The organism is Ruegeria sp. BB6 (genome assembly GCF_056539385.1).
The window spans coordinates 894,143-903,919 of sequence record NZ_JBQFUW010000001.1 but is presented as its reverse complement, the minus strand read 5'-3'; the positions used below and the strand labels follow the sequence as shown (position 1 = coordinate 903,919).

The window sequence follows — 9,777 nt, the reverse complement described above, 5'->3', positions numbered from 1 at the left end:
GCTTCTGTAATCTGCCCTTTAAACGCCGAACGGGATAGAACACTCGATGAAAATTAGACTTTTCGCAGTTGCCGCCCTGATAATCTGGGTGATATCGCTGGCTTTTCCCACCGAGGCGCTGGCGCAGACCTCGCTTATTCCAGGGTACAGTTCTGGCGCGGACACAAGCGCTGATGCGAGCGACGAAAGCGATCTGGCCGCAGCCATTCGTTCGGCGACCGAGGCCGGAGCAAGCGTAATCGTGATCGATAGCGCCGGTCAGATTGTCTCGTCAGGGGGGGCACAGAGCGCTGTAGATGGCGCCGCGCCGCACGACCCGATGTCCGAAGGGTCGCAGCTTATGAAAGCGCAAGAGCGGTTTTCCAAGTTCCGCGAGTCGATGGCGTCGCGGCTTGAGGCGCTGCCCTACTCAATATTTGAAGTTCAATACATCCTGCGGCAAACCAGCCCCGACGGTCGGATTCAAACCTATGTCGAGGTTCTGTTCTGGAACATCCTGTTCCTTTTGCTGGGTCGATGGTTGTCCATAGAGATTTACGGCAAGCGCATCGCCAAAGGGATCGTTGTCGCGCGATCCAAAGAAAACCCGCAGGGGTATCGTGAAAAGATGCCGTTTCTGGTGTTCCGCTTCCTGATGGGGATCGGAGCCACGGTTTTTGCGATGCTGATGGCGCTGATCGTTGGGTATCTGTTCTTCGGCGAGGCCGAAGATATCTCGATCCAGTTTACGGTCACGGCGATCTTCACGGCATTCTTCCTGTCTCGAACAGTGTCGGACCTGTGGCGCATGGTGCTGTCGCCGTATCTGAGCCAGTACCGCCTGCCACCGTTTTCGGACCGCGACGCCAAACGGTTGTATGTCTGGGCCTCGGCATTGGCGACTTATGACATCACCGTGGTCTTGTTCTCGACTTGGGTCGCGGATTTCGGACTGAACTACAACGTCTATGCGATGGTCTACGGCAGTCTGACAATGGTCGGGGCGCTGGGCAATATTCTGATGATCCTGTTCAACGCACGGGCAATTTCCAACGCCATTCGCGGGGGGCGTTCGCCTGATCAGGTGTCCTGGATTCTGCGGTTCATTTCATTTGCGTGGGCACCGGTTCTGATCGTCTACATGGTGTTCAGCTGGTTCAAGCTGGCAGTCGATCTGGTGCTCGAAAACGAAAACTCGATCCCCATTGTTGCAAGCAGCTACGCGATCTTCATGTCGGTTGTCATTGCCTATGGCGCGATGAACTATCTGCTGGAGCGGTATTTCGACCGCAATCGACAGATGGAAGAAATCAATGCCGAAGCGGAGGAAGATCAAGACATTGAGACCATCGACACGCCGCTTGCAGAGCAGCGCAAGCATTCGATCGTAACGTATGAGGATCTGGCCCGGCGCGTTGCAGGTATTCTGGCCTTTGTCGTTGGTCTGTACGCACTGGTGGTGATCTGGAACCCGGATGCAAGCTGGAGTGAAGACCTGCCCATCGAACGTGCCCTCGACGTGATGGTCATCCTGTTCATCGGATATATCCTGTTCCATTTCTTCCGTGTGTGGATCGACAGCAAGATTGCCGAGGAGATTGACGAGGGCGGCGGCGAAGCCGAGCTGGGTGACGAAGGCGGCGAAGGTGGGCAAAGCCGTCTGGCCACTCTGTTGCCACTGTTCCGCGGCGCGATCCTTGCCGTGGTTGTCGTCACAATCGTCTTGATCGTGCTGATGGAGTTGGGGATCAATGTCAGTCCGCTGTTTGCGGGTGCTGGTGTCGTTGGTCTGGCGGTTGGCTTCGGCTCGCAAACGCTGGTGCGGGATATCTTCTCGGGCGCGTTCTTCCTGATGGATGATGCGTTCCGCAAGGGTGAATATATCGACATTGGCGATGTGAAGGGGACGGTTGAGAAGATCTCGGTTCGGTCCTTCCAACTGCGCCACCACTTGGGTGCGCTGAACACGATTCCCTTTGGAGAGATCAAGGTTCTGACAAACTACTCCCGCGATTGGGTGATCATGAAGCTGCCGCTGCGTGTGACGTATGACACCGATGTCGAGAAGGTGCGCAAGCTGATCAAGAAACTGGGTCAGGAACTGCTGAGTGACCCGGTGATTGGTGACAATTTCATCCAGCCGCTGAAATCTCAGGGTGTGATCGAAATGCAGGATTCCGCGATGATCATCCGGGTCAAGTTCATGACCAAGCCGGGTGACCAGTGGCTTGTGCGCAAGAAGGTCTATCAGGAAATCCGAGAGCTGTTCGCCCGCGAAGGCATTCGCTTTGCTCACCGCGAGGTTACGGTTCGTCTGGCCGATGAAAAGGCGGCAGAGGACCTGACACCAAAACAGCGCGAGGCTGTTACCGGCGCGGTGCAGGCCGCAATTGACGAGGATTACCTCGACGATATCGGTCCGGGTGGTGATGATCGCTAGGGGCGGCTCCCACCCCTTTGAGTTGCGTCTCTGACGAGACGCTGCCCAAAGCGTTGGGCCGGGCCGCGCGTGCCGCGCGGCGGGTGCGTTATGACTTAGACGTTGACCAGTTGGGTTGGGACGAGCCCAGCTTGGACGCAGGCAAGGGCCAATACATGTCTGCCTTGCCCACGCGGAGGGCGGGCTTCAGGCGATAGCCTTTGCCCCAGCCCGAGTCCTCAGGTCTGTCAGAGAAATCGGCAGGCTGGGCCTGTTCTATTTCTTCAGTGGTTTCGGACTTGGCGAGGCTTGCCAGCAACTCGGCTGTGCGGGCCAGCGACAGCCGGGCCTGCATGACAGATCCGCCCGATGCGGCCTCGGCCAGCGCAGACAGAACGGCTGCGGCCATCAGGTAGCCCGTTGCGTGATCCAGCGCCTGAACAGGCAGGGGCGTCGGCTTGTCGGCTTTGGCCCAAACACGCCCTGCATCGGCGATGCCACTGCTCATCTGTACAAGGCTGTCAAAACCACGCCGGTTGGCCCACGGTCCCTGCCAGCCATAGGCGTTCAGGGTGACTTCGACGCGGTTCGGGGCCAGTTCATCTCGCTTTGCCTGTGTCAGGCCAAGCGCGTCCAAAGCGCCGGGCCGGTAACCGTGAACAAACACATCGGCCTGCGACAGCAGAGACTGCAACTTTTCGATGCCCTTGGGTGTTTTCATATCCAGATAGGCACAGCGTTTGCCCAAAGAGATATCGGGAATCACACCGGGTTCGTCCCAGCCCGGTGGGTCGATGCGCAATACCTCGGCCCCGAACCCGGCCAAGGTGCGCGTGGATACTGGCCCGGCCAGCACGCGAGTCAGATCAAGGACGCGGAGGCCCGTCAGCGGGCGCTCTGCCGTGGCCTGTTGCCTGTCGCGCAAGGTAATCGGGCGGGGATTGGTCCACCCGATCAAGGGATCACGCGAGACGGCGCGCCCCTGCGGATGATCCAACCAGTCCGAGCGGCTGCGCATCGCGGCGGCCACGCCGCCCTCTGCGACGATCGCAGTTTCGAGATCAGAAATCGCCCAAGTTTTCACGGCCTGCGATACGGCCTCGCGCTCTGGTTTGGCACCTAGAACTTTCAATGCCGCCGCCCGGTGACGGGGCAGGTTGGTATGTAGCCTGATCCACCCATCTGCGGCCTGATAATCCCCGGCGATGGCGTCCCAGAGGCTTGGCATTTCCCAACCGTCCGGCTTGAAGGAAAACCCGTACCAGAGAGAGGCCAGCCGGTGATCGACCGAAACCTCTGGCGCGCCGGGGGCAAGGTTCAGTGCTGCGATCAAGCGGGCCAGTTCCTGACCCACAGCGGCGAAACTGGCGGTTGCCAGTTCTGACACCGCATAGACACTGGGCCGCGCACCTGATCCCGTTGTCAGATAGCCACCTGATGCGGGTAGGGCAGAGATCAGGGTCATTGCTGATAGGGGTCCAGACTGTCCCGCAGCCCGTCGCCAAGGAAGTTGAAGGCCAGAACCACTACAATGATCGGCAGCATCGGGATAGCCGTCCACGGATATATCTCGATTGAGGCCAAGTTCTGCGCGTCATTCAGCATCACGCCCCAACTGACAGCAGGAGCCCTAAGCCCAAGGCCAAGGAAGCTGAGTGCCGTTTCCCCAAGGATCATGGCCGGGATGGACAAGGTGGCCGAAGCGATCAGGTGCGACATGAAATTCGGCAGCAGGTGTTTGCGGATCACCCGGCCCGAGCTTGCGCCCATCATCTCGGCGGCGCGGACATATTCCTCTTCCCGCAGGGACAGGAACTTGGCGCGCACGGATCGCGCAAGACCGGGCCAGTCGAGTATCCCGAGAATGATCGAGATGATGAAGAACACCGCAACCGGGCTCCAATTCGACGGCACCGCAGCCGACAGCGCCAGCCAAAGCGGAAGTTCCGGGAGAGAGCGCAGAATTTCAATCACACGGTTGATAACCCAGTCGATCTTGCCGCCAAAATACCCGGCCATGGACCCGAACAGGATGCCAAGGAAGAAGGAAACAGAGATACCGATCAGGCCAACTGTAAGCGAGAGTTGCGCGCCGTATAGAATTCGGCTGAACACGTCGCGGCCCAGACGGTCAGAGCCCCACAGGAACAGGGTTGCGCCCTCGGGCGGGCAGAACAGGTGCGTATCCGTTCGGATCAGCCCTGCCAGCTTGTATTCACTTGCTTCGCAAAAGAACCGGATTGGCCGCGGGTCTTCCGTATCGGGAATGAACTTCCACTGGAATGTCTCAAGGTCCGCCTCGGCGACGATTGGATACACATGAGGACCGATGAATTTTCCGTCGTGGAACCAGTTGATGCTTTGAGGTGGGGCGTAAAGGTGTTCGTCGTTGCGCTCATTCGGGCCATATGGGGCGATGAACCCCGCAAACGGCAGCATCAGGTAGCACAGCAACAGGAAGATGCCAGAGATCAGACCCAGCTTGTGCGTTCTGAACTTGCGCCAGACCAAAACCCAGTTGGGGGCGTCCAAGTCCGCGCGCTCAAGCTGTTGCAGGGCGGCATCCGGATCGAATGGAGCGTCGTCGACATAGCGGCCGTCAGATCGTTTGGTCATGCCTCGCGCCCCTCATAGCGAATGCGCGGGTCCAGCATGACCAGCAGGATATCAGAGATCATGGTCCCGATCAGGGTCAGCAGCGCCACGAACATCAGGATAAAGGCAGATAGGAACTGGTCCTGCGTTTTCAGCGCGGTCAAAAGGGTGGGGCCGATGGTTTGCAGACCCAGAACGACCGAAACCAGAACCGAGCCGGACACCATCGACGGCAGCAGGTTACCGATATCCGCCACGAAGGGGTTGAAGGCCACGCGCAGCGGGTATTTCGTCAGCATCCGCGACGGAGACATCCCCTTGGCGATGGCCGTTTCCACGTAAGGCTTGCCCAATTCATCCAGCATATTGGCGCGCAGGCGTTGCATCATGGCGGACGCGCCGGACGTGCCGATCACGAATGTCGGGACAATCAGGTGAACCAGAATGGACTTCATCTTATCCCAGCTCATCGGTTGGCCCTCAAACGAGGGATCCATCAGGCCACCGATTGGCAGGTTGAAGTAGCGGTGGCCGTAATAGAACAGGATCAGAGCCAGCAGGAAGTTCGGCGTTGCCAGTCCAAGGTAACCAACAAAGGCCGAGGTATAGTCGATCCACGTCCGGGACCGCGCAGCGGCAATGACACCAAGCGGCAAGGCGACCGCGTAGACGAACAGAATGGCGGCAAGGTTGACCACCACGGTCAACCACAAGGTGTCGCCTACGATTTCGGCCACGGGGCGGTCAAACTCGAAGGACCAGCCGTAATTACCCTGCAACAGCCCTTCAAACCCATGAGGGCCGGGCCAGAAGCCTATCCAGATCAGGTACTGCTCCCACATGGGGCGGTCCAGCGCGTATTCTGTGCGCAGGAACTCGGCCTTGGCGACTCCGGCAGATTGACCCGATGCCTGAAGCTCTGCGATCTGGTTGCTGAGATAGTCGCCGGGCGGCAGGTTGATGATCACGAAGACCAGCACCGACACCACCAAAAGCGTCAGCAGCATCGTGAAAAAGCGATACACCGCATAGCGCAGCATTACCATTTAGCTGCTCCTGTCAGTCGGCGAAGAAAAACTCGTCGGGACGATGAATACCAAAATGCGCGCCGGGTTCCCATGCCCACATTGCCTGTTCCGGCACATTGCGCAGACGGTTTGAAACGACAATGGGCTGGGGTGCGCCATTCAGAATACCGATCGCGTACAACTGATCTGCGTGAATCTTCAACATTTCGCTCCACGCGGTTTGCCGCTGTTCGTCGGTTGTGGCGATCTCCCAGTCATGAGCAAGCTCCATCAGGCGCTGCGCTTCGGGCATGTCTGGTGGCTCACCGGCTTCGCCTCCGGTCTGATAGTGCTGCCCCCATTTCGGCCATGCCAGAAACACCTGATCGGTTGGGGCCAAGTATGCAGGTGAGGTGTGGTTTTGCGGAATTCCGTCATCCCAACCAAACCAGACCGATGCCATCGTGTTGCCGGCAAACACCCGGTTGCGCAGGATGTCCCTGTCCAAGGGGCGCATTACCAGAGCGACGCCGATCTCGCGCCATGTGTCAGTGACGATCTGAAGCGCGTTCTCAACCTCTTGCCGTTCGCCTGCGGTTTCGATGATCAGCTCCATCGGGCGTCCATCGGGCAACAGGCGGATTCCGTTCTTGTCACGCTCGGTCAGGCCAGCCTCATCCAGCAGGGCATTGGCGAGTTCGACATCAAACTGCGCCCAAGCCTTTGCGTTCTCTTCGTCATAAAACGGTGACGCGGGCAAAACGGACATGGCACCGGGCTGCGCCAGCTTGAAATAGAGCGCCTGATTGATCGTCTTTCGGTCGATGGCCAATGACAGGGCGCGACGCACGCGCACGTCGCGCAGAACCTCACGCCACGCATCATCGGCAAAATTTAGGTTGGGATATATTGCGATCTGTGATGCGACCCCTGTTTTCCAAAGCAGGGTTTTGTAGTCGCCACCCTTTTCACCCTTTTTCAGGATCGAGGCGTCCCGGAAGGCCAGACCACGCCCCTGCAAATCGGTTTCCCCTGCGTTTGTCTTGGCGGCCACCAGACCGGGGGCGACGATCTCCATCTCGACGACGTCGATATAGGGCAGTTGCACGCCCTTGCTGTCGATACGGTGATAGTAGGGGTTGCGCACGAAATTGTGCCGGATCTTTTTACCAGAGCTGGCATTCAGCCAAGGCTGCAACGTGGGCAATTTGTGATTGTCGAACTTATAAAGGTTGTCCAGCTTGTTGTGCAGCGCGGCCCAGCTTTTGACACGGGCATCCTCGACCTGAAATGCCAGTTCATCCGCATCTGCAAACTTTTCATGGTACTGCTTCAGGAATTCCGACGGCCGGTAGATGAACGGCGGCCGCGCCTGTGCCAGCGACTGCAGGAAGTTGGGGTTTGGGTCGTCCCATTCAAACACAACAGTGGTTTCGTCAGGGAAAGAGACCTTCGGCGTGTTACCTTCGACAATCAGGAAATCAGGCGGACCGGACGGGCTGAGAAGCTCATTGTTTGCAACGTCCTCCCACCAGTACCGGAAGTCTTCGGAGGTAAAGGGTGAACCATCCGACCACTTGTGCCCTTCGCGCAGATGCAGCGTGAACTTTCGATTGCCTTCGTTTTCAAATGACTCGAGCAGGTCCGGCACAATCTCATAATTCTCATCAAAGCCAACCAGCCGGGCATATCCGTAAACGACCATCTGGCGGATGTCCTTGGATCGCGTGACCATCGTGCGCAGCGTGCCTCCGGGTGTGCCGAAATCACGCCCTTTGGCGGCAAGATCGACGACCAGGGGTTCCGACGGAAGCCGTTCTTCGATCGGAGGTAGATTGCCGGCATCGACCTCGGTTTTCCAAAATACGCCTTCAACGGGTGTCGGAGTTCCGGCCATTCCGGGCAGGGTCCAAAAAGCCGACAATGCGGCTGCCATTAGCAGGGGGCGAGTGGTCTTAAACATGGCATCGTACCTTATGGCCGGGCTCCATCTCTACCAGCGAGGGTATCACGGAGTCGGTAAATCGGAAGGCGTCATCCCAACTGTCTGGTGAACCTGCGCCCAAAGCAACCAAATTCAGGTCGATGGGCCGGTTGATGTCGGGTTCCGGCTGAGCGGCAATCAGCGCCTTGGTGTAAGGGTGGCGGGGATTGTAGAACAGGGTCTCGGGCGGGGCTTGTTCAACCACCAGACCCCGGCGCATCACCGCAACTTCGTCAGCGATACGCGCCACGACCGCAAGATCGTGAGAGATGAAGAAATAGGACAGGTTCAGACTGTCTTGAAGATTTTCAAGCAATGTCAGGATTTGTTCCTGCACGGACACGTCCAACGCCGAGGTCGGCTCGTCGCAGACAATCAGTTGCGGGTCCAGCATCATCGCACGCGCAATGGATAGGCGCTGACGCTGGCCGCCGGAAAACGCGTGCGGGTAACGTTTCAGCATGTCGGCGTTTAGGCCGACGCGTTGCAACATCTCGGCGGCCTTGTCTCGCTGCTCGGCAGGTGAGCCGATTTTGTGTATCTCAAGCGGTTCAGTCATGGCGTCCTGAATACGCATCCGCGGACTGAGCGAGCTGTAGGGATCCTGAAACACCATCTGCGCCTTGCGTTGAAAAGCGGTGCGCTGGGCGCGAGACATCTGGTGAACGGTTATCGGGTTCTCGTCCGGGGAGGTGCGGAAAAGAACCTCGCCGCCCGGGTCAGGTGGCTCTGCGCCAAGGGCAATGCGGGCCGCAGTCGTTTTGCCAGAGCCGCTTTCACCGACGACGGCCAGAGTCTTGCCACGCGCGAGGTTCAGGTCCACGCCGCGGCAGGCATGTATCAGCCGTTCGCCCTGCCACCCTTTGCTGGATCGCATCGTATAGGTCTTGGACACGCCCTTCAGTTGCAGGATCAGGTCTTCGTCAGGCATTGGGATGCCAACTGCGTCCTTGTCCGGTATTTCCGGCGCGGCGTTGAACAACTGCTGTGTGTAAGGATGTGCCGGAGAGGTCAGGATCGGCGCGGCAGCCCCGGATTCCATAACGCGGCCTTTGTGCATGACAACGACCTGTTCAGCCATATTCGCAACCACGCCCAGATCGTGCGTTACAAGGATCAGCGCCATTCCGGTTTCGCGCTGAAGCTCTTTGATCAGCCCCAGAACCTGCGCCTGAGTTGTCACGTCCAAAGCAGTCGTGGGTTCGTCGGCAATCAGCAGTTCTGGCTTGGAAACCATTGCCATTGCGATCATTGCGCGCTGCCGCATGCCTCCGGATAGCTCGAAGGGATAAGAATCATAGGCGCGTTGGGGATCGGGGAACCCGACCCGTTCAAATTGCGTCAGAACTTCCTTGCGCGCCTGGGCCTCGGACGCGCCGCGATGCAGCCAAAGGACTTCGCTGACCTGGTTACCGATTTTGTGCAGAGGCGACAGCGAGCGCATCGGCTCCTGAAAGATCATCGAAATGCGGTTGCCGCGGATATCCCTCATCCGGCGTTCACTGATCTGGGTCAGTTCTTCTACGCCTTTGGAATCACTCAGGGTAATTGTGCCGCTGCGAATCTGGGCAGTGCGGGGCAAGATGCGCAATGCGGCCCGGCAAGAGATCGTTTTGCCCGAACCTGATTCCCCGACCAACGCAAGTGTCTGTCCAGCTTCCACATCGAAGTTGACGTCTTTGACAACAGAGTCGCCCGCACCGAAACCGATGCTTAGGTCTCGGACAGACAACAACGCAGTCATGCGGGTATTCCACCCGTTAGGCCGTGAGTCGGCATCGGCTTAATCAACT

6 protein-coding genes are annotated in these 9,777 nt (G+C 58.4%); 1 reads left to right on the top strand and 5 read right to left on the bottom strand.

What is annotated here, in order from left to right; all coding sequences use genetic code 11:
• Window positions 1–46: 46 nt before the first annotated feature.
• A complete protein-coding gene (locus ACR0B7_RS04395) occupies window positions 47–2,419 on the top strand; it encodes a mechanosensitive ion channel domain-containing protein (protein ID WP_170484352.1) in 2,373 nt (790 codons plus the stop codon).
• A gap of 88 nt (window positions 2,420–2,507) precedes the next feature.
• Here the strand turns inward: ACR0B7_RS04395 and ACR0B7_RS04390 are convergent, their stop codons facing one another.
• The 5 genes from ACR0B7_RS04390 to ACR0B7_RS04370 are packed head-to-tail and all read right to left on the bottom strand — an operon-like array spanning window position 2,508 to window position 9,728.
• Window positions 2,508–3,863, bottom strand: a complete 1,356-nt coding sequence (locus ACR0B7_RS04390) for a CoA transferase (RefSeq protein WP_170484354.1) — start codon at window positions 3,861–3,863, stop codon at window positions 2,508–2,510.
• Window positions 3,860–5,014 carry an ABC transporter permease gene (locus ACR0B7_RS04385; RefSeq protein WP_170389488.1) on the bottom strand — a complete coding sequence of 385 codons (1,155 nt, stop codon included), beginning with the start codon at window positions 5,012–5,014 and terminating at the stop codon, window positions 3,860–3,862. The genes ACR0B7_RS04390 and ACR0B7_RS04385 overlap by 4 nt, the downstream gene beginning before the upstream one ends.
• Window positions 5,011–6,039 (bottom strand): ABC transporter permease, encoded by a 1,029-nt coding sequence (locus tag ACR0B7_RS04380; RefSeq protein WP_170414048.1) that lies wholly within the window; start codon window positions 6,037–6,039, stop codon window positions 5,011–5,013. Before ACR0B7_RS04380 ends, ACR0B7_RS04385 begins: the two co-directional genes overlap by 4 nt.
• Before the next feature lie 13 nt (window positions 6,040–6,052).
• Window positions 6,053–7,963, bottom strand: coding sequence for an ABC transporter substrate-binding protein (locus ACR0B7_RS04375; RefSeq protein WP_170484356.1), 1,911 nt, complete (start codon window positions 7,961–7,963; stop codon window positions 6,053–6,055).
• Complete coding sequence (locus tag ACR0B7_RS04370) at window positions 7,956–9,728, bottom strand: ABC transporter ATP-binding protein (RefSeq protein WP_170484358.1); 1,773 nt, start codon at window positions 9,726–9,728, stop codon at window positions 7,956–7,958. The genes ACR0B7_RS04375 and ACR0B7_RS04370 overlap by 8 nt, the downstream gene beginning before the upstream one ends.
• Window positions 9,729–9,777 lie beyond the last annotated feature (49 nt).